Origin of the sequence: Roseibium sp., from assembly GCF_025698965.1 — a bacterium.
Taxonomy (GTDB): domain Bacteria; phylum Pseudomonadota; class Alphaproteobacteria; order Rhizobiales; family Stappiaceae; genus Roseibium.
In genome coordinates this window covers 1-23,963 of record NZ_JAILWL010000030.1, presented here as the reverse complement: position 1 = coordinate 23,963, position 23,963 = coordinate 1, and the positions used below count along the sequence as shown (strand labels likewise).

Here is a 23,963-nt window from a genome sequence, read left to right as displayed (position 1 = left end):
GATCGCGGCAGCACCGCAGCGAAGGCCGGAGAAGTTCTGCCACCGGGAATCGACCGGCTTCTGTCCTATCTGGGTCTTGACGAAAAACGGCTGCGCTTGACGCGAAATGAACAGCACCGCACCCTATCGGCCTGGGGCAGCGACCGGCTGCAGGAGCGCCCTCATCTATATTCTGCAACAGGATCCGGTTGGGCACTCGACCGCCTGGCATTTGATGAGGCGCTTCGCAAAGAAGTGACCGAGCGCGGCATTCCGATACACTTGGCCAATGCAAAAAAGTTTCGAGAGGCTCCTGAAGGTTGGCAGCTTAATGGCTCTCACAGGGACTCTGGTTTGGCCTTTTCCCTGCGGTGCAGATTTATCATTGATGCCAGTGGCCGTGCCTCGCGCTTTGCACGGAAGTTTTCAGGGTCAGAAAGGGTTGATGACCAACTTGTTGCGAATTGGCGTCTGTTCGTTTCGGATCCGGCAAAAAAGTCATTGCTTCCGGCAACAACACTGATTGAAGCGGCGGAAGACGGTTGGTGGTACGCCGCAGACCTGCCCGACCGAACACTTGCCACGGCCTTTTTCACGACACCGGACATCCTGAAACAGTTGAATGCGAAGGAAAGTGTGAGTTGGATGACGGCTCTCAAAAAAACAAGACATATGCGCGAGCGACTACAATCATTGCACCCTCTTGACCATCCCTCGATTTTTCTCGCTCAGGCCAGTTGCCTGCACCAAAGCCATGGGTCGAAATGGGCTGCCTGCGGCGACGCGGCCTTTACCGCCGATCCTCTGTCATCAATAGGCATTTCGATGGCTTTGTTGACTGTTCCTACAGCGCGGAAATCAAAAGGCAATTTGACGAACATCGGCAACAACGGACAACCCTCTACCAGCAGGAAACCCGTTGGCCGACCAGCCCTTTTTGGAAGCGCTGGCATTCGGCTGTCAATCCGGCTCATAATATGCATGCGACCTGACATTTGAACTCGGACCGTTCTTGACCATGACCAGCATTGCCGAGACTGCCGATCCGATTTCCTCCCGGGCACCACCGACCTTGCGCATCCTCTTCTTCGTCTCGATTCTGAGCGGCTTCATCTATGGCTATAATGCCGGCGTCTATTCGGGCGTGATGCTGCAGATCCGAGATGCTTTCGGCCTCAGCGACGACGAGATCGCGAACCTGATCGCCCTGTTCGACTTCGCTGAGGTGACGGGCGTGTTTCTGATGCCGTTTGCAGATCATCTCGGACGAAAGCGACTGATGACAATATGCGGAGGTGCCCTGGTTATCGGGCCGCTGCTGGTCTGGATCTACCCTTCCGTGTTTTTTCTCGTGGTCGATCGCTTCATCGGCGGGTGCGCCGGAGGCATTCTGTTCATGACAGCGATTGTTTATGTCGCTGAAATTGCAACTGAAAAACGAATGGCAATGCTTCTGTCAGCAGTTCCTGTCGGGGTCAGCGCCGGATATGTCGGAGAATTGTATCTCAGTCTCGCCTTCGTGGAGGGCAACGGCTGGCACATCGCAATCGTCGGTTCGGCGTTTGCAGCGCTGGTTCAAATCGCGGGTCTCTCCCGACTTCAGGAATCCCCGCATTTCCTGCAACGCGCCGGTCAAAAGCAGACCGCCCATCAAGCGAGAACCTGGTATGCCTTGCCAACACCGACCGAAGGATCGAACGAACCGGAAAGCCCGCCCTGGTACCATGCCCCGAAGATCCTGTTTGCAACACCGGAAAACAGAAAGGGCCTCCTTTATGGGTGTCTGATCGTGCTGGCCGCTACAACCGCCGGAACCTCAATTCTGTCCTATGGCCCGTTGCTCTTTGAATTTTTTGGTCAGCACGACACGGTAAACACGCTGGAAATTCTGATGCTGTATACGATTGTCGGATTCATTGTCGCCATGGTGGCATTGAAACCGATTGATGAGGGGCACACGGATAAGCTCCTCGTCGGTAGCCTCCTTGTTCTCGGCGCGGCTCAATTGCTTCTCGCAGTAAGTGACGGCTGGACTGCTATCCTGCTTTTTGGTGTGGTTCAACTGGCCTTTTGTTTCGGCATTCGAACGACCGCCTTTCAGCTCCTGCCCGGCTTCCTCAGCGCTACAACCCGAACCAGCGGCATCGCGTTCTTCAATCTGGTCTTCATGATGTTGTCCGGTATAAATGCAGAAATCGTCCCGCGTGTCCTGCAGGATTCCAGCGTTCTACTGTTTTCATTCTATTCTGCCGCTGCCTTCATCCTGGCAGGTGTGAGCTGGTGCATTCTCAAGAAGAAATCCGAGACCGAATGACACAAGTCGTGCTGTTCAAACTCATCCGCAGAGTGCCTGCGCGGCCTTTTCCAATGCCACGTCAGTCAAATTAAGATCCGTTTCCGTTAACGCCAGATGGGCGTAAAGCTTGCTGTCCGGTTTCAAAATACCGCTGGCGCGCAAGCTTTCGTTGAAAACCTTCGATTTAGCCGCGTCGTTGCTGAACATGTCACGATAGTTTCGAACCCGCTGATCTGTGAACACAACATCGAACAGCATTGGTTCACCAACGATCTGGTATGCAATACCTGCATTTCCAAGATGTGTCCTGAAGCTTGCCATCAACCGTTCACCGGTCTTGCGCAAAGTGTCATAGGCGCCAGGTCGTTTCAGGATTTCCAGGGTCTTTAGGCCGGCAACACTTGCAACCGGGTTGCCGCTCAGCGTACCGATCTGAAAAGCGAAGCCTTCGTCGCCGACGATCGACTTGTCGAAATGCGCCATGATCTCGGCTTTTCCGGCAACGGCTGCTAGCGGGAAACCACCGCCGATGATCTTGCCAAGTGTACAAAGATCCGGAACGACTCCATAGGCTTCCTGCGCACCGCCATAGGCAAAGCGGAAACCCGTCACCACTTCGTCGAAAATCAATACGATGCCGTGTTTTTCCGTGAGTTGTCGCAGTGCCTGCAGAAATCCTGGCGCCGGCGGGATCAGCCGTTGCAATGGTTCAACAATCACACAGGCAATTTCGCTGGCATGTTCCTCAATCAGCGATTTGACGAAATCAGTGTCGTTGAACGGCGCGATCAGCATACTGTCGCGCACGCTGTCCGGAATGCCAGCTGAATCAGGCACGGCTTGCGGAAAATTGACCAGCGTTTTCGGTGCCAGGCTCATCAGGGCTTCTCCTGACATGCCGTGATAACCGCCTTCGAACTTCAGGATCTTGTCCCGGCCGGTGAAGGCACGGGCAAGGCGCATGGCATACATATCCGCTTCACCGCCCGTCGAAACATAGCGGACCTGTTCTGCGCAAGGTACTGCATCGACAAGTACTTCAGCCAGTTCAATACCGCGGGCATTGTTGGTGAAAAACGTCATTCCCTTACCGAGCTGTTCTTGCACCGCCTCCAGAACCTCCGGGTGGCCATGACCGAGGATCATGGGACCAGACCCGATCAGATAATCAATAAATTCGTTGCCATTCTCGTCCCACACGCGCGATCCCCTGCCCTCGCGGGCAATGAAGGATGGATCGAAATTGCCGAACCCGGCTGCGGGCAACACTTCCGCCGCTCTGGCTTTCCAATCCTTTTGCGAGATTGACGTTTTCATGGTTGGGCCTCCTTCAGGCAGCCAGAGCGAGGACGGGTTCACCCAGTTCGTCAGGGTTCGGGGTAACGCCGAGACCAGGTCCGGTCGGCGGTGAGATCCGACCAGCGTTTCGAGTCGGACCCGAGGCATCCAAACGCGGTGACACATAGCCAGACAAATCACAAACATTCAAAACGGCTTGTGGTGGTGTCGAGGCGGCCACGTGAAGCGCCGCGGCTGTTGCGATATCCGATCCCCAGGTATCCTCGATACACATTTTCGCCCCGACATGGAGACACAGGTCCCGTGCCTGTCGCAAAAGGGAAATACCGCCGAATTTCGATAGTTTGAGTGCGACCGCATCCATGCAGCCAAGTTCATAGGCATTGAGCAAGCTGGCCGTGTCATGTGCATTTTCATCAATCTTCATCGGCAACCCGCTAGCAGAGCGAACAGCAGCACATTCCTCCAGCGTCGGACAGGGCTGTTCAAGCATGATGTCGAGATCGGCGACAGCACGGGCAACACGTGTGGCGTCCAGCCTTGTGGCCCCGCAATTCCAGTCGCCATAAACCAGCGGTCCCTTGCCGACAGCTTCCCGCACCATTCGCAGGCGGGCGACATCGGTTTCCCAGCAATTGTCAGCACCGAGCTTGACTTGAAACTGTCGTATACCGGCTAATTGCGCTTCTGCGGCAATCCGCACCATGTCGTCCGGAGCAATGCAGGTAATGGAGTGATAGAGCGGCAATTCCGCCGACTGAAGTCCACCCAGCAAAGTGTAAACCGGCACACCGCAGGCCTTGCCTGTCAAATCCCAGAGCGCAATATCGATCAGCGAATGTACGTAAGGATGTCCCAACAGATGCTTGCGGCACGCTGCCATCAATGCTTCCACGCCAACCGGATTGGCTCCAAGCAACACGCTTGCCAGATTTTCCAGAGCCGGAGCCACACCTCTGGCATAGGCCGGCAGATAATTCGGTATGGGACAAACTTCCCCCCAGCCACTCGTCCCCTGTACCGTGTCGACCCTGAGGACCATGCTGTCGACTGTCGCGCAGGCCTTTCCTGAGGACATAAAATAGGTCTCATGACTGGTCAGAGGTACGCGCCAAAGCGTCAGCCCCGAGATCTGCAGCTCAAACCCGGGCGTCACGCCACGTCTCCGTATGCTGCTACCGGGTCTCCAAGCAAAGACGGGTCGGGTGTCACACCGACACCTGGCGCGTCGCCGACCCGGACCAGACCGGCGCTGTTGCGCGCTCCCTGTCCGGGGACCGGATCGATCGCGAGATGCGCATGACACAGCCAGCTGGCCAAACGGTTTGCATCCGGTGTCGAAGCCGCAAGATGCAGGGTGGCCGTATCGGCAAAGGCACTGCCGCCGGTATCCTCGATATGCATCTGCCAGCCGACAGACACACCAAAGTCCCGGATATGCCGGGCACGGGTCAGTCCGCCCACCCGGTTGGGTTTGACCTTTACCCCCTGGCAAATTCCAACTCTCCACGCCTCAAGATGGTCTTGAAACGAATGCAGACATTCATCCAGCATGATCGGTTGCGGAACTTTTGAGGCGAAAAGCGCGCTCTGTTCCAGCGTTTCGCAGGGCTGCTCAATCCAGTCTCTGGCAGACACAGCATTGAGAACCTGCAGCGCCACACCTGGTGTCCAGGCGCGATTGACATCGAAAGTGACTTGTTCTCCCTCAGGGAGCGCTGCAGATATTGCGTCAATCCGCTCAATATCAGCTGTGATATCAATGCCGCCGATCTTGGCAGAATGGGTCCGGTACCCTTTGGCGCTGGCGTCATGAATGAGGGCGATCATTTCTTCCGGCGAACCGGTGGATATGGAAGAGTTCACCGCAACCGCTGCCGCCTTTTCTGCTCCGAGCAGTCGCCAGAGCGGTTCTCCGGACATCTTCCCGATAATGTCCCAACAGGCGATGTCCAGCGGCGATTTGGCATAGGGATGCCCGGGAAGCTGAAGATCCATCGCCCGGTTGATGTCATCGAGCGCGCGAGGGTCCCGACCGACAAGCGCCGGAGCCAGAACCCCGATTGCGGCCCGAAGTCCCGGCCCGTGGGCAGGCAGATAGGTATGCCCCCAGGGGCAACCCTCACCCCAGCCCGATATTCCCTCGTCGGTATCGATGCGCACAAAAGTGCTGTCGATAGCCTCGAATTTCAGCCGTCCGCCGGACAGCCAATAGGGTTTGCTCAAGGGGAGTTCGATTTGCCATACGGTGATACCGCTGATCTTCATGACGTCATCCCCTTAGCGCCCGGCATTCATTCAGACTTCTCGCCCGAACGTGGTCAGAACCATGAAGTACAAGGGGTCTGAAGTTTTTCCCACTCATGGAACCACCACAATGTTTCCCGTATGTTTTTTCTCGATAAAGGCGGTTTGCGCCGCGTGAAACTCCTTGAGTGGATAGGTTGCGGCAAGCGCCGGCCGGACTTCGCCCCGCTCGATGTAACCGACAAGATCCCTGAAAATATGAGGCGCAACCACGGTCGACCCGCACAAGGTCAGGTCGCGCAGATAAAAGGTCCGGAGATCCAGCTCTACGATCGGCCCTGCAATCGCTCCCGAACATGCGTAGCGCCCGCCACGTTCCAGAACATCGATGACAGCTCCCCAATAGGAACCACCGACAACATCCGCGACAACAGACACAGTATCCCTGCCGGTTGCGGATTTCAGTGAAGCACCCAGATCAGCTGGTGCGCGCTCCAAAACAACATCAGCTCCCAGCGCCCTGACGTCCTCATGTTTAGTCGGCGTCGCTAGTGCGACGACGCGCGCACCGCGTCGCTTTGCCAACTGAATGAGTGCTGAGCCGACGCCTCCGGACGCGCCGGTGACGAGTACGGTGTCCTCGGCAGTTACGTTCGCCCGGCTGAGCATGCCCTCCCCGGTCGTATAGGAGCAGGAAAAAGTCGCGAGTTCCGCGTCGCTCAGTTCGGACCTGACGACACCGACATTGCGTGCATCAACAACCGTATATTCGGCAAATCCACCGTTACATTCCGATCCGAAGTAACCGGACTTGTCGCGATTGTCCGGATCCGACCAGTCCCGCAGCCAGCCATCGACCATAACCCGCTTGCCCATGAGCTCGGAGAGAGTTCCCTCACCGAGGTCAACGACGGTCCCGACAGCGTCCCCCCCTTGAATGCGCGGGAATGTGATGGGCCTGCCTCCCCAGGTCGGATCGCTTTCATCGACCACCTCGTAGGCACCGCCTGTGGTGGCGGCCGATACGGCTTTGGAATACCAGCCGGAGCGTGTATTCACATCAGTATTGTTGAGACCGCAGGCCCCCACCTTGATCAGCACTTCACCCGGACCCGGCCGAGGTGTTGGCCAGTCTTCACGCCAGACCAGCTTGTCGAGTCCGCCATGTCCTTCCAGGACAATAGCTTTCATGGTTGCCGGTACGCTCATTCTGCTGCAACTCCCACAGGGGCGTCGGTTCTCGGGAGAACGCTTTCCGGATCATAGGCCGGCGCTCCCAGAACCCGTGCCTTGCGAGGCGTGTTCATGATCACGACTTCGATCTCCTGCCCGGGACGGGCAGCTTCCGGTTTGACATAGGCAAAGGCAAGAATTTTGCCGACCGAATGCCCATAGGCAATTGAACTCGTCGCCCCGACCACCTCACCGTTCATCAAAACGGCTTCACCGCCATGACCGTCTGCAACACCATCCGGCTCGACTTCCAGATAAATGCAGATCCATGGCAGTTGGGAAGCATCGGCACTTTCCAAGGTTCTTTCCCGGCCCAGAAACGCCTCCTTTTCGAGTCTGACAAAACGCATGACATCGGCTTCCGGTAAGGTGACTTCGTTGGTGAGTTCGCCCGCTCCCTTGAAACCTTTTTCAAGACGAAGCGCATTCATGGCAAAGGAACCGTAATCAATGAGCCCCAACGGTTCACCGGTTGCCCAAAGAGCATCGTAAACGGCCGGCATATCTTCCCGTGGGACATGAAACTCCCAGCCAAGTTCACCAGCATAAGACATTCGGAACGCCCAGAGTTTTCTACCCGCTACCTCGATTTGCCGTGCGGTCAGCCATCGGAAGGAGGCATTGTCGAGTGCGGCCGGCGTATTCGGCGCAAGGATCTCCCTGGCAAGCGGACCGTTAAGCGTCATCGCGCCCCAGTCATAGGAGAGATTGCAGATCGTAAGCTCTTCACCGACAGAATTCTGTCCCAGATGATCCAGCAAACGCTGCTCGAAGAATGCAGCGCAGACCAGATAGAACCGGTCTTCCGCCAGCCGGACCACCGTCAGTTCCAGTTCGATCCGGCCGCGCCGGTTAAGCATGTGGGTAAGTGCGATACCTCCGGTCTTTTTCGGCAGGTTGTTGGCGACCAGTCTGTCCAGACAGGCTTCGGCATCAGGTCCGGACATTTCGACCTTGGTGAAGGCGGAAATATCCATAATGCCTGCGGCCGTCCGAACAGCGTTCATTTCCTTGCCGACGGCATCATGCCAGGCCGCACGCTTGAAGGAATAATAGTCGCGCTGTTCCAGGCCGTCCCTTGCGAACCAGCGCGGTCGCTCGTGACCGTAAACTTCCTCATAGACGGCGCCTTTTTCCCTAAGGCGTTCATAAAGCGGACTTGGCTTGATTGGACGCCCTTCCAGCCGGTTGAAATGCGGAAAGGGGATTTCGTGGCGCAGGCAATAGTCTTCTTTCGCCTTGACCACCTGCCAGTCCTTGACCGCGTACCCGCCGAACCGGCGCGGGTCGAATTCGCGCATGGAGATATCCGCCGATCCGTGCACCATCCAGCGCGCCAGTTCCCGGGTCAGCCCGGGGCCCCAGCCGATGCCGATCTGCGTGCCGCAGCAGCACCAATAGTTTTTGACACCCGGCGCCGGCCCGATCAGGGGATTGCCGTCCGGTGGATGGGAGATGGCGCCATGAACCTCCCGCTTTATGCCGAGTTCGGCAAAGATCGGCATCCGGTCCATGGCATTTTCAAGCCATGGCATGATCCGGTCGTAATCCGCTTCAAAGAGTTCGTTCTCGGCCTCCCAGGGACAGAAATCCTCCCAGACCGTATTCGGATTTTCCTTTTCATAGATCCCGATCAGACCCGATTTCTGCTCCATGCGGATGTAGCCGGACACCATCTTGTCATCGCGGATCACCGGTAGTTCCTGATCCAGATCTTTGAATTCCGGCACAGTGTCCGTGACGATGTAGTGATGGGTCATGGACGTCATCGGCAGCTGAAGACCACTCCACTCCCCCATTTGGCGAGCGTAGGTTCCCCCGGCATTGACTACATGTTCGCAGGTGATGTCACCGAGTTCGGTCGAGACTTTCCACTCACCATTGGCCTGTTGTTTGATATCTGTCGCCCGGCATCGCCTGATGATTCTCACGCCAAGTTTTCGGGCACCGATGGCAAGTGCCTGGGTGACCCCCGACGGATCCGCGTGTCCGTCATCAGGGGTGTGCAACCCACCCAGAACACCATCGAGATTGTAAAACGGGTGCAGCGCACGAATGCGGTCCGGCCCGACCAGTTCCATCGGAAACTTCAGGGCCCGGCCAACGCTCATCGTGTGTCGCAACCAGTCCATTTCGTCTTCCGAATAGGCCAGACGAAACGACCCGCAGCCGTGCCACGAAACCGATTGTCCGGTCTCGGCTTCCAAAAGTCCGGAATAAAGATCGATGTTGTAGCCGACACATTTTCCAAGGCCGAAACTTGATGTCGAATGGGTGATCTGCCCGGCCGCATGCCAGGTCGACCCCGAGGTCAATTCGGCCTTTTCAAGAAGCACGACGTCTGTCCAGCCTTCATGCGCCAGATGGTAGGCCAGACCACACCCCATGATCCCTCCACCGACAATGACCACACGTGCCGAAGACGGCAATTTGGAGGTTCCAGCATCCGACACGTTTCTTCTCCCAGGCCGGTGATTTTTCATTGGACAGCGTAATTGTACAAATGTACTCTCGTCAATCATGAATGATATGATTGTACCAAATACGGATTCGAAGGCACCTCAAGAGGTGCTCGACGACTTGGCGACCGAGCTTGAGGAACTGACCCCGGAGCTTAAGAAGGCCGCGAGCTATGTGCTTGAAAACCCGAACGATGTCGGTGTGAGCTCAATCCGCGAGATCGCCGACGCTGCCGGGGTGAAGCCCAACACATTTGTGCGCATGGCCCGCTCGGTCGGCTTTGAAGGATACGAGGACTTCCGCCATCCCTTTCGGGAAGCGATCCGCAGCCGTGGCACGGATTTCCCGGACCGCGCCCGCTGGCTGCAGTCGCTAGCCAAAGGGGGGCAGCATGACAGCCTGTTCGCCGAAATGGCCGCCTGCGCGATTTCCAATATAGAAAACACCTTCGCCGCAACCGATGCGAAAACCATGAAGGCGGCGGCGGAAGTCGTTGTGAATGCCCGCCACACCTATGTGCTCGGCGTCGGCGTAAACAACTCCAATGCCCGCAACTTCACTTATCTCGCGGATATGGCTGTGGACACGATCTGGACCATCCCGCGCCTCGGCTCTGTTGCCACAGATGACCTGGCTCGCGCGGACGAGCAGGACGTTCTGATCGCCATGACCTGCAAACCCTACCGCACCGATGTGATTACGGCAGTGGAACTCGCCCGCAAACAGGGCCTCAGGATCATCGCAATCTCTGACAGTCCCGCCTCGCCCATTGTGGTCGGCAGCGATTATGCCTTCATTGTCGATGCTGAAACGCCGCAGTTCTTTCCGTCCTCGGTGGCAACCGTCGCTTTACTGGAAACACTGCTGGCATTCGTCATCGCCGATGCACCTGAAGAGGTGATTTCCAGCATCGAACGCTTTCACACCCGCCGCCATGAAATGGGGCTCTATCAGGAAGAGTGGAAGGACCGCTCATGAACCAATACAGCCAGCTGATCCGTTCCCTTGAAGCACGGTATTACACCGACCCGGCTCATTTCGAGACGGAGAAGGCAGGACTTCTGGCACGAACTTGGCACTTCGCCGGCCACAGTTCTCAACTCGAAAAGCCTGGTGACTATTTCACTGTGGACATCGCTGGAGAGAGTATAATCTGTCTGCGCGACAAGGACGATCGGCTGCAGGCTTATTTCAATGTCTGCCAACACCGGGCGCATCCGCTTGTCCAGGGCGAGGGTAATACCAAACTGCTTGTATGCCCCTATCACAGCTGGACCTACGAACTCACCGGTGCCTTGCGCTCGGGACCAAATGTGCGCTCGGTCCCCGGTTTCGACCGCAGCGAGATCTGTCTGACATCGGCCCGCATTGAAGATTTTTGCGGGTTTTTATTCGTGAACCTCGACCCGAATACAAGACCCATGGACGACTGGTTCCCGAATGTACGCGAAGAGCTGCGTGCATATGTACCGGACATCGACAGGCTCAAACCTCTCGAATGGGTGGAAATTCCAGAACACTGCAATTGGAAAGTCTCGGTCGAAAACTATTCGGAATGCTACCACTGCTCCATCAATCATCAGACCTTCGCGACCGGTGTCATCAAACCGGAAACCTATGACATCCAGCCCCAGGGATACTGTTTGCGTCACACGACGGAATGCCAGAACCTGGAAAGCATGACCTACGAAATCGACCTCCATGCGAACGAACATGCCGGAGATTATTCATCCTGGTTCCTGTGGCCCCTTTTCTCCTTCCAGGTCTATCCCGGTAACATCCTGAACACTTACCACTGGCGCGCCATTGATGCCGAGAACGTGGTCGTCTGGCGTGGCTGGTACACGATTGATGGCGTGGATTCTGAGATTATCCGTCGTCTCGCTCTGCAGGACAGGTCGACAACGGTTGAAGAAGACATCTATCTAGTGGAATCAGTTCAAAAAGGTCTTCGAAGCCGTGGTTACAAACCAGGTCCCTTGGTTCTCGATCCCGCCTGCGGCGTCAACTCCGAACATTCCATCAAGACATTGCAAAACTGGATGCGGGAAGTTTGATGCCGGACGCGAATGCTCAAAATATCGGTATGCCAAGTGAATGGACGCCTGAACAGAAACTGTTTCCGCATCAGGTCGGTTTCACTTGCCCGCCACATGACTGGGATGCAGCCCCCTCCGATTTCCTGCGCATTTCCCCCGCCTCAGTCGGTGTCCATGGCTGGATGCTCCATGTACCGGATTATCGGCATAAGCTCGATCAGCGCACCCAAAACTTCGGCATGCTGGAGGAATTCGCCTCCCTGATGGCCAACAATGGTGCCGATGTCTGCGCCCAGGTCGGCTCCAACTGGGTACATGCTTCCGGTCTGGGCGTTCAGGGGGTTGCGGATTTCTGCAAAAAACTCAGCGACCGACATGGTTTCGCGTTTCACATGGCAGGTTATGCAATGGTCGAAGCATTGCGTGCAATGAATGTCGAGAAAGTTGCCCTGAATGCCGTTTATCATTGGCCTGAATGGTGGCAGGGCACGGTCGACTTCCTGCGTGAAGCCGGTTTCGATGTCATCTGGGCCGGCAATTTCGTTGATCAAGGCTGGTTCGAAACTCAGGAAGACGTCAACGCGCTTAGATGGATTTTTGACGGTGATCTGGCCCAAAGAAGCTTCGAATACGTAGCTGAAAAGGCTCCCAACGCTGACGCATACATCGCCAATGGCATGGTCAATTTCCGAACCGGTCCAGGTGGCTTGCCGCAGCGAATTCTGCATGTGACGCCTGAGCTGGAGGAAATGCTCGGCAAGCCCGTCATCGCCCATGACACCGCTCTTTACTGGCGCGTCTTCCAATCGCTTGATCTCGCTCCGATCGGGAACCATGGACGCCTGTTGGAGATGCTTTGAATGCACAAGATTGTTGCCCTTTGGGCTGTGCCCCGCTCAACCTCGACTGCCTTCGAATGGATGATGCGCCAGCGCGGCGACCTGGACTGTTTGCACGAACCTTTCGGGGAAGCCTGGTATCAGGGCGAAGAACCGTTCTGGCCACGTTGGAAACCGGGCGACAAGACAACACCCGGACTGACGCTTGAAAACGTTTGGGAGGATATTCGCGCACGCGCAAATACCGGTCCCGTTTTCCTCAAGGATTTTCCTCATTACATCAATCATATGTGGGATACCGACTTCCTGTCACACTTCACACACGCGTTCCTGATCAGGGACCCCGCCCTGACAATCACGTCCATATATGCCAGATGGCCTGACTTTGACGCAGCCGAAGTCGGCTTTCCCGAGCAGCGTGCCCTTTACGACTTGCTCTGCGCCCTGAACGAAGCTCCCCCTCCTGTAATCGACAGCAACGACCTTCTGGAAAATCCAGCCGGAACCGTTGCAGCTTTTTGTGAAGCGGTCGGCATACCCTTCATCGAAGAGGCCCTCAGCTGGGAGCCCGGAGCAGAGACCAGCCAGTACAGTTGGTGGGACGGAGGCTCGTTCCATGCGAACCTCCGCAATTCCACGGGACTGCGACCGCAAAACCGGAAATATGTCGAGATGTCGGAAGCTCCCGACAGGGTCAAACATGTCTACCGGCGCATGAAACCCCATTACGACCGGCTTTACGCGAACAGGATCAGACCGCAGTGACCGATGTTCCCGGCTATTGGCAAAACTTCATCGACGGTTCTTTTTGTGATGGTGGTTCTGGCCGCCTCGCGGTATTGGATCCTGCGACCGGAGAACCATTTGCCGAACAGGCGCTCGCCGATGCCAAAGATGTCGACCGGGCCGTCGCCGCAGCAAAGGCCCTGAGCGACAGTGGAACCTGGTCGGGTCTGCGACCGGTCGAGCGTGGCCGCATCGTACGAAAAATGGGTGACTACATTCTCGAGCGGATCGACGAGATTGCTCCGATCCTCACACGAGAAGCTGGAAAGCCGCTCTGGGAAGCACGGTTGGAGATAGAAGGTGCTGCCCGTTATTTTGAGTATTACGGCAATCAGGCGGAAACGGTTGAGGGCCGTTCCATTCCCCTTGGCCAGAGCTATTTCGATTTCACCACTCACGAACCGTTTGGCGTTTCCGCGCAGATCATACCCTGGAATTATCCGATGGAAATGACAGCCCGCTCGCTTTCCGCTGCTCTGGCGGTTGGCTGTTCGGTTGTTGTCAAAACCCCGGAACTCGACCCGCTCACCAACCGTTTTTTCGCCGATGCCGCTCTCGCCTGCGACCTGCCCAAAGGCGCGCTCAACCTTCTTTGTGGATTGGGTAAGGACGCAGGTGCGGCGCTTGCGGCTCATCCCGATGTCAATCAGATCGTCTTTACCGGGTCTGTGGCCACCGGCATTTCCATTGCCAGTGCAGCTGCCCGAAACGTTGTGCCCTGCATTCTGGAACTCGGTGGAAAATCCGCAGCCATTGTGCATGATGACGCCGATCTCGACGCCTTTCTATCTGACGTCCGCTGGGGCATCTATTTCAACGCCGGACAGGTGTGTTCGGCCATGTCACGGGTCATCGTGCAGGAGCGTGTGCACGATAGGCTGGTGGATGGCATCGCGGCGATGGCGGAAGGACTTGAGGTTGGCAACGGTCTGTCTTTCCCCAACTTCGGCCCCAATATGGGCGCCATGATTTCCGAGGACCAGTGCCAACGTGCTTCGGCGATGATCACACAGGCCGAACGCGAAGGCGCTAGACTTGCAACAGGTGGCCGACGCATGAACAGGCCTGGGTATTTTCTCGAACCCACGGTCCTGGCCGAAGTAACGCCAGAGATGACAATCGCGCAGAACGAGGTCTTCGGTCCGGCATTGTCGGTACTGAAGTTCAAAGACGAAGATGAGGCAATCCGAATTGCCAACAGCACCCCATACGGCCTTGTCGCCGGCGTATTCACGACGGATCTGGATCGGGCGATGCACGCGTCGAAACAACTTCGAGCCGGTCAGATCTTCGTCAATGAATGGTATGCGGGTGGTGTCGAAACACCCTTTGGCGGATTCGGCAAATCGGGCTACGGTCGCGAAAAAGGCAGGGAAGCCTTGCTGAACTACGTTCAAACCAAAAATGTCGCGATCAAGCTGAGGTAAATCATGGATCAGGATTTGTTTGAAAAAGGCCTCGCTCAGCGCAAGGCCACACTCGGTTCGGACTATGTTGAGAAGAACCTTGCTGCAGCCGACGACTTCACCCGTCCGTTTCAGGAAGCCATGACGTCCTGGTGCTGGGGCTTTGGCTGGGGTGACGAGGTCATTGATGCCAAGACACGCTCAATGATGAACCTTGCCATGATCGGTGCGCTCGGCAAAATGACCGAGTGGGAAACTCATTGCCGGGGTGCATTGAACAATGGCGTCTCAAAGGAAGAAATCCGAGCGATCATCCATGTGGTCGGCATCTATTGCGGCGTGCCCCAGGCCCTGGAATGTTTCCGCGTTGCCAAGAAAGTGCTTACGGAAAACGAGGCCTGAGGAACGGTTGTTGACTTCGGTCAGTTGACGTTTCTGGTCTCCGGCAGGAGCGTGGAAACGTCAAAGCAGGTTCCGTCGACGCTGCAGATCTTCGACACCGGCAACACCTGGCGCATGTTGTAACACTGGGCGGTCGGCTTGAACTCGTACAACGTCACCTGTTCGCCCCCGTCACTTGCCGGTGACTGGTGGTTCACGACGTCGTAGCGGCAGGTGCCAGAGGTTGCAGTTGCCGAAACAGTGTCCGGATCTGCGGACGGAGGCACAACTGTCAGATCTCCGTTCTCACTGGTGATGCCAACGCCATACCAGACATTCCCGGTAAAGCTGCCAGCGCCCTCGAGCCCATCTGACCAGAATCCGCTTTCGGCATGACCTGCTGAATCCATCGGCACATTCTGCGCCAGTTCAACCGCAGCGGTCACCGCACCGAGGTCAATGTCAAACTCGTCTGCATCGACAATGACACCGTTTACAGTCAGCACCAACGGTTCGAACGCATCGGGATCAATGTCTTCCCCGTAGAGGATAGTCTGATCTTCTGCAATGACCTTAACAATCGGGGCGACCGAATAAATCAGGCCATTGCCGCTGGCAAAGCTTGCCGGTGCCGGATCACTTTCGTCGAACGTTGTGGCGTATCGCAGGAAGTCGCGATTGGTGATCTCGATATCGTCGCGGTTGTTGTCCGGGCGGGTCGAATAGATCAGCCAGCGACCGGTTCCGACACCAAGAGGCGTCAGGGACCCACTGTCATTGTGAAAGTCATCACCGGCAGCAAAGATCAGGTTACCGCTGCCTGTATTCTGGAAGGACAGGCCGGACTGGAAGACAATGTCGTTTGCCGCGATGACCGTCAGATCGTTGGCATTCGCCTGGGCGACCGTGCCATAGAGCGCAAGTCCGGTATCCGTCGCCTTGATCCAGACATTGCCCCCACTGAGCGCATTGTCCAGAATTCTGTCGGAAATTGTGCCATTCGCCCCCGAAGCCAGAAAAACACTGGCGTCCTGATCATAACCGGCCGCTGTTGCCGTAACGTCTGCATTCGAAATTGCACCGATACTGGCGGTCGCGTGGCCAAGCCAGGCAAAAGAATAATCGCCGGATCCGTTTTCGATGCTGACTTCACCATCGGCAGTCAGGGTGATATCTCCCTGTTGAGTTCCGCCTGTCTGACCGGAAGCGCCGTATTCCGCCGCTCCGTGCCCCAGCTGGGCATAGGTGCTGTCGTATTCTCCACCGATCAATCGAACGTTGCCGCCTGCGGTCAGGGTAATGTCACCACTGTTGGAATTGTTGCTGTTCGCACCACCATGACCCAACTGTGCGTATGCCTGTGCGTCAATTCCGCCTTCTGCCACCACATCGCCATCTGTGATGAGCTCAACACTGCCGCTAAAGGTTCCGATGGATCCCAGATTTTCACCGGCATCGCCGCCACCATGACCGATCTGGCTGTAGGCTTTGTAGGACCCACCGACAAGACCGATACTGGATGTCGCCTCGACAAGGATGTTGCCGGTCAGGCTGTCGATACTACCACTCCCCGTCCCGGCATCCTGGCCACCGTGACCAATTTGCGTGTAGCTGTAATCCCCGGATCCGGCCTGGAAATCGACTGCTCCGCCCGCAATCAAGGTTACGTTGCCGCCAACAGGGCCTGCAATGCCACTATCCTGGACAAAGCCCGCACCACCGTGACCGATTTGTGCATAGGCCTGCTCATCATCGCCGCCGGTTGCCGAAACGTCTCCATCAGTCGAAACGGATACATCGCCGCTGATTTCCCCGATGGCTCCGAAGTCTTCACCAGCCTCTGAACCACCATGCCCGATCTGGGCGTATGCCTTGTAGGACCCGCCGGAAAGAACGATGCCTTCTGCTCCTGCAACAGTGACATTTCCTGCAAGGACATCGACAGAACCACCGTCGGACGCCACCTCCTGACCACCATGCCCCACCTGGGCATAGCTGTAGTCACCGTTGCCGGCCTGAAGCGTTACCGTACCATCCGACGTGAGCGAAACGTTGCCGTTGATCCAGCCGCCTCTACCGCCATCCTGCGCGTAGTTATAACCTCCGTGGCCGACTTGCGCATATGAGGCATATCCAGACCCTCCGGTGAGATCGGCATCGCCGCCAACCGTGATGGCTATATCTCCTGAAAGTGAGCCGATTATACCGCAGCACGCGGCGGCATCCGCACCGCCGTGCCCGATCTGGGCATCGGCGTACCTGTGCGGTCCGGTAGCAACAACAAGCAGCGATCCGTCGGCATCAATCGTGATGTCTCCCGAGACATCCCCAATTGAACCAAACAAACCACCGCTTTCTGTGCCCAGATGACCGATCCGGCCATAAGCATATCCCGACACGCCCCCTTTGACGGTCACATCACCACCAGCAAGAACCGTTATGTCTCCATCGACGTCGCCGGAGGTGCTTTCATAGCTGAAGCCACCACCACCATGACCGATCTGTGCAAACGAACCGATCTCGTTCGCCAGAACGGAAACGTCGTTGACGGCTTCGATCAGCAAATCACCGAAAAGACCGCCCAAAGCGGAATACGCCCGGTGACCGATCATGGCGAAGCCCCCTTCGTTGCCAGCTTCGACAAGTACGTCGTTTTCCGCGCGCACCAGGAAAGTGCCATCGGCAAAATCCGTTCCATCGAGCAGATATCCGAGCAAAGCGACATAACCGCCATTGCTACCGACGACATTTACATCATAGCCATAGGCTCGGTTGGCTCCGCTTCTGGTTCCAACTAGAATATCATCTGCCTGCGCGCCATCACCGACAACAACTGAGCCGCCGTTTTGACCGAACAGCGCGAGCGAACCGAGCACCTGGCTGTCAAATACAGTTGCATCAAAGTCCGCCGACGGCGTCCAGACCGTCTGGTTCACATTGTAACCGGCCACCAGATTGACATCACCACCGCTCGCGCTTTCGTTTTGCAGACCGACATCGGCGAAATTCATGTCATAGGCCGCCAGCAGGCTGAGGCTGTTGGCCGAGCTGTAGGTCTGATCGTCTGAGACTGCGCCGCTGGCTGCTTCCAGCGACAGCGAGCTGTCGGTCGCGATCAGCGCGACATTGCCACCCGACAAACCGTTTTCGATCATGTCGGTGGAGAAAATTCCGAGACCGCCACTGGCGATCGCCGAACTGTCCCGATCAAATGCCGTAGCCTGTGCAAAGATATTCGCATTGGAAATCGCATCGGTATCCGATGTCGCGTGCCCGAACCAGGCCCATGAATAATTATTTGTCGGATCGTCGCCGTCAATGATCGAGAATTCACCCGATGTGTCGACAAAGATGTCTCCCTGCCGGGTTCCAGATGCCTGCGAACTGTTGCCATAGGTTGCATCACCGTGGCCAATCAGTGCGTATGTCCAACTTCCTGCACCACCTGTCAACGTCACATCTCCGGCCACCGAAACCGTGACATCACCGCTGTGATTGCCTGAGACTTGTAATCCGCCGTGACCAAGTTGCGCATAGCTGAAACTTAAATCGCCTGCAGTGAACGCCAGACTACCGGTGGAATTGATCTGAATGTCACCGCTGTGATCGTCTGAGGAAAAATGCCCGCCGTGACCAAGTTGCGCGTAGGCAAAACTGTCCGGTATCCCGGCGGCAAAAGTAACGTTGTTTACCGAAGCGAGGGTAATCGAACCGCTCTTGTTACCGGTGACGTTGTAACCGCCATGGCCGAGATGGGCGTAAGAGGTGTAGTCCTTGGCTTCAAATTTCAGGTCATTGGCGGAGGTGATAACAATGTCACCTTCATGCGTTCCGTTGGCACGATAGCCGCCGTGACCAAGCTGGGCGAAGGAAACATGGCCCTCACCGCCCAGAAACGAGAGGTCGTTCGCAGAGGTGATGGTAATGTTACCTGTATGATCGCCAACCGCGTACGTGCCGCCATGTCCAAGTCGGGCCGGCGCATCGTAACCGGCACCGCCCTGAAACGTAAGGTCGTTTACGGAAACGATATCGATCGCCCCGCCAAACGCACCATATGCACCATAGCCACCATGTCCCAATTGAGCATAGGAATAGTAACCTGAGCTGCCACCGGTGAAATTGATGTTTCCTGCGACTTCAGCCGTAGTGGTAGCATCCACAGTTGCCTCGATCGCATCGGGAGCACCTGGGTCGGCCCCGATGTGACCGATCTGCGCGTAGCTGTAATCCTCTGCTCCGGCCTGGACGTTGGCATCATTTGCCAGCCTGACACTGATATCGCCATTCACATTGTAAACCGCAGTGGCATCGCTGACTTGAAAACCGAGCTGTGCGTAAGCCTGCTCGGTTGTATCCGATCCGCGCAGGACCAGATTGTACCCATAGACGTTCGTCTCGCCCGAGCGCGACCCAACAGCAATGCCAGTGGTCTGCGTCCCGTCGCCAATGATCACCGAGCCGAAATTGGTTCCGCCGTCATAGCTTTGACCGAACATGGTCTGGGTCGACAGGTCTGCACTTGCAAAAACCGAGTTGTCGAATGTCAGGTTTGTTTGCAATCCCCCTGTTACGGTTCCGGTAAGGCCACTCGTTCCATCCCAACCAGCAACAAGATTGACAGCGCCGCCAGTCGCATTCTGATTCTGTAGAGAACCAGAAAAAACAATGTTGCCGTTCGCCAGCAGGCTCAAGTCGTTGGAATAATCGTAAGTGTAATCCGACGTCCAATAAATATGACCAGGATCCGAACGACCGTCATCATGGGTCGTCACCACGACATCGTTCGCAAATAACGCAGTCGCGAGGGTTGTGAGCGAAATGAAGCTGTTGGCTATCCCGCTGTCAGCCAGTCCGATCTCGATATCCGTCGGATCCAGCAGCAAGGTGCCGCCGCCCGTATCGACCGTGCCGGCGAATCCGAGCGAACCGTAGGAAGAAACTTCGGCGAAACCACCATTGACGTCTCTGTCTGATCCGAAGGCATCGATGTGGCCGGCAAAATCAGTCCTTTCCTCGGACCACAAGATTGCGGCACCGCCTGCGCCTTCACTGGAGCTGACATCAATCCGGCTGGCTTCATCAACCAGCAGGCGGGCGACATTTTGAACTTCGTCGACGGCCAAGTCCCGGCCACCCATCAGCTCACCGCCAACGCGCACCTGGCCACCGCCGGTTGCACCGCTCGCATCAAGCAGGGCGTTCGTCAGCGTGATGTTGCTGTTCGCACCGATGTCAATGTTGCCGCCGACATCACCGCTTGCATCGAGCAGTCCGGAGATTTCGACCAGATCGGCATTGATGAAAATCTCGCCGCCGTCGGTCGTGCCGCCGCTGTTGTGCCGACTGCGGATGGTTTTATTGACTTTGACCCGACCGCCACCGGCGCCAAGAAAAACACGACCACCGCTTTTGCTGAAGCCTGTGGCGTTGATCGCGCCACCGTCGTTGCCTGCCAGCGCGTAGATATTGCCGCCATTCGTCTTCAGTTCTGCGACAGCAGCCTCGATCATGCCCTTCTCGGTCACGGAATCCGTTGCACCACCGACCTTGACCAGGAACTTGCCGTCGTCGAGGGCCGCATCGCGCAAGAGAATTTCGCGCCCTGCAGCCAGACCGACCGTGCCTTGTTGCGCCGTCAGTTTGCCTTCATTGACGACAGTTCGCGAGATCAGTGCAACGTCCCCGCCCAGTGAAGAGATCTGCCCAAGATTGACTACGGATGTGTCAGCGGAACCGGAAAATGTTATGTCGCCGCCGTTCAGAAAATCTTCGTCCGTGACATCAAGCGTGGAGGCGATGAAACTGCCTCCGGTTTCAATGACACCGCTTTCGCCGATCAGCACACCATTCTGGTTGACCAGAAACACCGATCCGCTTGCAGACAGTTTGCCGTAAATCTTGGAAGCATCTCCGCCGGTCACCCGGTTGAGCGTCGCACCGCTGCCGTTGTTGAACGTTACCGAATTGCCTTTGCCAATGGAAAAGCTGTTCCAGTTGACGATCGACTTGTCGGACTTCTGCGTGACCAGGAGATTGTCTGCACTGGGCTTGGTGATCGATGCGTCGCCGGCGACCACCTTACCGCCGCTTGGCAACTCACCAGCAAGTGCCGGCTGAACCACCGACGTCACGACCATCACAGTTGAAATCGACAAAGAGACAACCGGACTTTTACGCATCAGACAATACTCCACCATCCGGTGAAATCCGCAGGATTTACCGGTCGAAATGCCCTGATTTATGTTTTTCGGATCCCAGGCTTACCCAGCGCACAAAGTGGCTTGGCCACATGCATTGCAGAGATATTTACAAAACGATCCGCCCAATTAACACTTTATCAACTATTTCAATTGCGGAAAGGAGTCCAGCTAAGCCCCGTAGGAATTGCCAATAGGGTAAACGCACAACCAGGCTTTAGATATTATTTAAAATCCGCAAATGAACGCCGTCGAATGCCGCCCGTGAGCCGCCCAAGAGCGTTGAACAGGCCGCAATGCGCAGGTCTTTCAGCTTTGATAGATTGGAAAATCAGGTCAGGCGGGAGGCAGTGCGTTCAGCGCACTGGTAATGCCAAGAAGTGAAATCTGCTGACTCATGCTGTCACCCTGAAGGGTTTTGGCAGTAATGGTCAGCGTTAATCCGCGCTTGAGATTACGCGCAAAAGTGCCGTCCAGCCGAATTGGCACGAGACACCCCGTTTCAACACGGCTTGCATGACAGGACCTGAACGCCGCTTTGACGGGCTTCTTTTTGTCGATCCTAAGCTTCAGCCCACCGGGCAACAGCAAACCCAGCCTCGTTCTGATGACCAGGATCAACTGCGTTCCCTTCCCGCTTTTGACGGACTGAACCGTAGCGGCAATGAGCGGAGAGTCTTCTGTAATCAGACTGGCAGGCGTTTCAGGTGCGCCAGCATAAGCAAGACCGCAAACTTCCCGCTCCTGCGTAGGTGACTGAACGCAAACCTTTTTCCAGGCCTCAAAGTCGGTTTCACGACCAATCGAAGAACCGGCGTTTTCTGAAGACGGCTCTGCACTTCCCTGCCCGGTGGTCTGGGCACCGGAAGGCAGTGCTCCCGCCGCGCACAGGAAACACAGGCCGACAAGCGCAGGAAATCTCGCGATTTTCACTCTGTGTCTCCAGGGGCCATGGCTTGTTCACATGCTCAATAGCGAAGGACAACCGTGCCGAAGATAGAGGTTTCCCCCTGATTGGTATCCGGTCCACCGCTCAAAGCATGTCCGGCTTCGATAGTTGCCGTGAGATATTCGCTCACGGCAAGCTCCAGACCGGCGCCGATACTTTGAAGACCGCGATCATCCGAACTATCGTCCCAGACATATCCGGCATCAAAAAATGCGTAGGCTTCCGCACCAAAGGCAAGGTCAGTGCCGAGATCGTGCCTGAAAACCGGTGACCGCAATTCCAGGCTGCCATAAATTCCGCTGTTGCCCGACACTTCATTTGTGGTGTAGCCGCGCACGGTCGTCGATCCGCCGATTGCGATCTTCTCCAGATCCGGCAACTCGTCGCCGGTCGCTTGACCGGCAAGGCCAACCGAAATTCCGAACCCCTGTTTCCAACGTGTAATCTGTTCGACGGAACCATAGAAATAGGCATAATTGGTGCTGTTGGCGAGCATGTTGGCCGGGCTGAGAGCAGCATAGGCCTCGAAAATGCCGTCGGTATCCAGGGCACCGAAATTGAAGCCGTATTGTCCTCTCGCCCCGAGCCGGAACTGGCCGACATCATCATTCGACTTTGAGACGACCGTGTCGGCAAACTCGATATCGGAAAACTGCCGCTTGACATCAAACCCTGCAAACACGTCGAACTGCCGGGCGCCGGGCAGATCAAGCGGAAACGCCAGCTCGGAAGTTATGGCCCAGCTCTGGCTGTATTCATCGAAAAACGAATTCAGTACCGAGCCGCTTTCGACATAACCGGCGGTCAGTTGCAACTTGGTTCGAACCAGCCCTGCAATGTCGATTGGCGCAAAATAGGAAAACGCATGGGATGCATAGCCCGGAGCATGAGAGACGTTGACAAGGTCACCATATCCGAGGCTCTCCGGATTGAAGGTGCTCAGATAGGAAATCTGGTGATCAAGAAAAGGCAGATTGGCGACGTTGCCGCCAGCAAAAACACGATTGCGTCCGGAGGCAGCTGTCCCGGAATTTGCATACCCGGCATAAACCGTCCATGGACGACGCTCGTTTGATCGCAGAACGATATCGGTCGCCCCCGGCACGGTTCCCGGTTCAAAGACAGCGCCCAGGCTGCGATAGGGATTGAGGTTCAGCCAGTTGAGGTCCTGCACCAGACTGGAGGCATCAATTTCCTCCCCAGGACGCTGACGAACGTGATCAAGAATGTAGTCGTTCGGCGTCCAGACATTGCCCTCGGCAGTCACGTTGCCCGCTTTGAATTCAATAACTTGCAAGGTCAGTGTACCACCGGTCACTTCCTGAGGCGGAGCGACAACGGAGACAAACGGTTTGTCTGCGGACCGGTAACGGCGAATGATTTCAGCGCGGATTTCGTTCAGCAGTCTTTGTGAAAGAGGCTTGCCGACAAAAGCTTCGAGCTTTCTTTGCAACGCTGCGTTCTGCAGCACCTTGCCACCGTCACTCACGGCTTGCGGCCCAAGACCGGTTCTCTGTTCTCCGAAGATCAAGGGCGCCGGATTTTCTTCGACGACCTGAGCGAGACCTGGAGCGCTTACTCCGGCAAACAGTAATGTAAACCAGACGGCGAATGCACGCGCTCCACCTCTGGAACATCTTCCAGGAGAATAAGTTTTTTCAAACACTTGAGCCTCCGGCGCACACAATTATTTTTTCAACACGCCACTATTCGACTCAAGCATCGAAAATTATGGTTAATATCTTGTTAACCATAATTTTCGATCCTCAGATCATTACTATTCAGCACACGAAAAGAACTGGTCTTCCACTTGGCCGTTTCGCGCTGGACCATTTGATAACAGCCGACA

The 23,963-nt window shown here is 56.2% G+C and carries 16 protein-coding genes; 8 read left to right on the top strand and 8 right to left on the bottom strand.

Translation table 11 applies throughout. From position 1 onward, the window contains the following. Positions 1–978, top strand: a 978-nt coding sequence (locus tag K5905_RS04275; protein WP_297580648.1) for a tryptophan 7-halogenase, incomplete at its 5' end; no start/stop codon positions are given. A gap of 19 nt (positions 979–997) precedes the next feature. Next, positions 998–2,293, top strand: coding sequence for an MFS transporter (locus K5905_RS04270; RefSeq protein WP_297580646.1), 1,296 nt, complete (start codon positions 998–1,000; stop codon positions 2,291–2,293). A 21-nt stretch (positions 2,294–2,314) separates the two neighbouring features. On the opposite strand, the gene K5905_RS04265 is transcribed toward K5905_RS04270, so the two are convergent. The 5 genes from K5905_RS04265 to K5905_RS04245 all read right to left on the bottom strand — a co-directional run bounded on the left by K5905_RS04265 (position 2,315) and on the right by K5905_RS04245 (position 9,507). Further along, positions 2,315–3,592, bottom strand: coding sequence for an aminotransferase class III-fold pyridoxal phosphate-dependent enzyme (locus K5905_RS04265; RefSeq protein ID WP_297580644.1), 1,278 nt, complete (start codon positions 3,590–3,592; stop codon positions 2,315–2,317). A gap of 13 nt (positions 3,593–3,605) precedes the next feature. Next, entirely contained in the window at positions 3,606–4,730 is a 1,125-nt protein-coding gene (locus K5905_RS04260; protein ID WP_297580642.1) for a mandelate racemase/muconate lactonizing enzyme family protein, read from the bottom strand. After that, positions 4,727–5,842, bottom strand: a complete 1,116-nt coding sequence (locus tag K5905_RS04255; RefSeq protein ID WP_297580640.1) for a mandelate racemase/muconate lactonizing enzyme family protein — start codon at positions 5,840–5,842, stop codon at positions 4,727–4,729. The genes K5905_RS04260 and K5905_RS04255 overlap by 4 nt, the downstream gene beginning before the upstream one ends. Before the next feature lie 93 nt (positions 5,843–5,935). Then, a complete protein-coding gene (locus tag K5905_RS04250) occupies positions 5,936–7,030 on the bottom strand; it encodes an alcohol dehydrogenase family protein (protein WP_297580638.1) in 1,095 nt (364 codons plus the stop codon). Further along, entirely contained in the window at positions 7,027–9,507 is a 2,481-nt protein-coding gene (locus tag K5905_RS04245) for an FAD-dependent oxidoreductase (RefSeq protein WP_297580636.1), read from the bottom strand. The genes K5905_RS04250 and K5905_RS04245 overlap by 4 nt, the downstream gene beginning before the upstream one ends. 67 nt (positions 9,508–9,574) lie before the next feature. On the opposite strand from K5905_RS04245, the gene K5905_RS04240 reads away from it, so the two are divergent. From K5905_RS04240 to K5905_RS04215, 6 genes are read left to right on the top strand one after another with little or no spacing between them, the layout of a single operon-like run. Further along, positions 9,575–10,492 (top strand): MurR/RpiR family transcriptional regulator, encoded by a 918-nt coding sequence (locus K5905_RS04240; protein ID WP_297580635.1) that lies wholly within the window; start codon positions 9,575–9,577, stop codon positions 10,490–10,492. Continuing rightward, positions 10,489–11,571 (top strand): aromatic ring-hydroxylating dioxygenase subunit alpha, encoded by a 1,083-nt coding sequence (locus tag K5905_RS04235; protein WP_297580633.1) that lies wholly within the window; start codon positions 10,489–10,491, stop codon positions 11,569–11,571. Before K5905_RS04240 ends, K5905_RS04235 begins: the two co-directional genes overlap by 4 nt. Continuing rightward, on the top strand, positions 11,571–12,413 hold the full coding sequence (locus K5905_RS04230; protein ID WP_297580631.1) for a hypothetical protein: 843 nt from the start codon (positions 11,571–11,573) through the stop codon (positions 12,411–12,413). Before K5905_RS04235 ends, K5905_RS04230 begins: the two co-directional genes overlap by 1 nt. After that, on the top strand, positions 12,414–13,157 hold the full coding sequence (locus tag K5905_RS04225) for a hypothetical protein (protein ID WP_297580629.1): 744 nt from the start codon (positions 12,414–12,416) through the stop codon (positions 13,155–13,157). Beyond that, positions 13,154–14,605, top strand: coding sequence for an aldehyde dehydrogenase family protein (locus tag K5905_RS04220; protein ID WP_297580627.1), 1,452 nt, complete (start codon positions 13,154–13,156; stop codon positions 14,603–14,605). Before K5905_RS04225 ends, K5905_RS04220 begins: the two co-directional genes overlap by 4 nt. 3 nt (positions 14,606–14,608) lie before the next feature. Further along, positions 14,609–14,986, top strand: coding sequence for a carboxymuconolactone decarboxylase family protein (locus K5905_RS04215; RefSeq protein ID WP_297580625.1), 378 nt, complete (start codon positions 14,609–14,611; stop codon positions 14,984–14,986). A gap of 20 nt (positions 14,987–15,006) precedes the next feature. On the opposite strand, the gene K5905_RS04210 is transcribed toward K5905_RS04215, so the two are convergent. From K5905_RS04210 to K5905_RS04200, 3 genes are all read right to left on the bottom strand, one after another. Further along, entirely contained in the window at positions 15,007–21,147 is a 6,141-nt protein-coding gene (locus K5905_RS04210; protein WP_297580623.1) for a filamentous hemagglutinin N-terminal domain-containing protein, read from the bottom strand. 354 nt (positions 21,148–21,501) lie between these two features. Beyond that, positions 21,502–22,098 carry an invasion associated locus B family protein gene (locus K5905_RS04205; protein WP_297580621.1) on the bottom strand — a complete coding sequence of 199 codons (597 nt, stop codon included), beginning with the start codon at positions 22,096–22,098 and terminating at the stop codon, positions 21,502–21,504. 35 nt (positions 22,099–22,133) lie between these two features. Further along, positions 22,134–23,780: a ShlB/FhaC/HecB family hemolysin secretion/activation protein gene (locus tag K5905_RS04200; RefSeq protein ID WP_297580619.1), complete on the bottom strand. Its 1,647-nt coding sequence runs from the start codon at positions 23,778–23,780 to the stop codon at positions 22,134–22,136. Positions 23,781–23,963 lie beyond the last annotated feature (183 nt).

Coding starts and splice junctions, on each gene's coding strand:
- K5905_RS04270 (WP_297580646.1), top strand. CDS start 998: ATGACCAGCATTGCCGAGACTGCCGATCCGATTTCCTCCCGGGCACCA.
- K5905_RS04265 (WP_297580644.1), bottom strand. CDS start 3,592: ATGAAAACGTCAATCTCGCAAAAGGATTGGAAAGCCAGAGCGGCGGAA.
- K5905_RS04255 (WP_297580640.1), bottom strand. CDS start 5,842: ATGAAGATCAGCGGTATCACCGTATGGCAAATCGAACTCCCCTTGAGC.
- K5905_RS04250 (WP_297580638.1), bottom strand. CDS start 7,030: ATGAGCGTACCGGCAACCATGAAAGCTATTGTCCTGGAAGGACATGGC.
- K5905_RS04240 (WP_297580635.1), top strand. CDS start 9,575: ATGAATGATATGATTGTACCAAATACGGATTCGAAGGCACCTCAAGAG.
- K5905_RS04235 (WP_297580633.1), top strand. CDS start 10,489: ATGAACCAATACAGCCAGCTGATCCGTTCCCTTGAAGCACGGTATTAC.
- K5905_RS04230 (WP_297580631.1), top strand. CDS start 11,571: ATGCCGGACGCGAATGCTCAAAATATCGGTATGCCAAGTGAATGGACG.
- K5905_RS04225 (WP_297580629.1), top strand. CDS start 12,414: ATGCACAAGATTGTTGCCCTTTGGGCTGTGCCCCGCTCAACCTCGACT.
- K5905_RS04215 (WP_297580625.1), top strand. CDS start 14,609: ATGGATCAGGATTTGTTTGAAAAAGGCCTCGCTCAGCGCAAGGCCACA.
- K5905_RS04210 (WP_297580623.1), bottom strand. CDS start 21,147: ATGCGTAAAAGTCCGGTTGTCTCTTTGTCGATTTCAACTGTGATGGTC.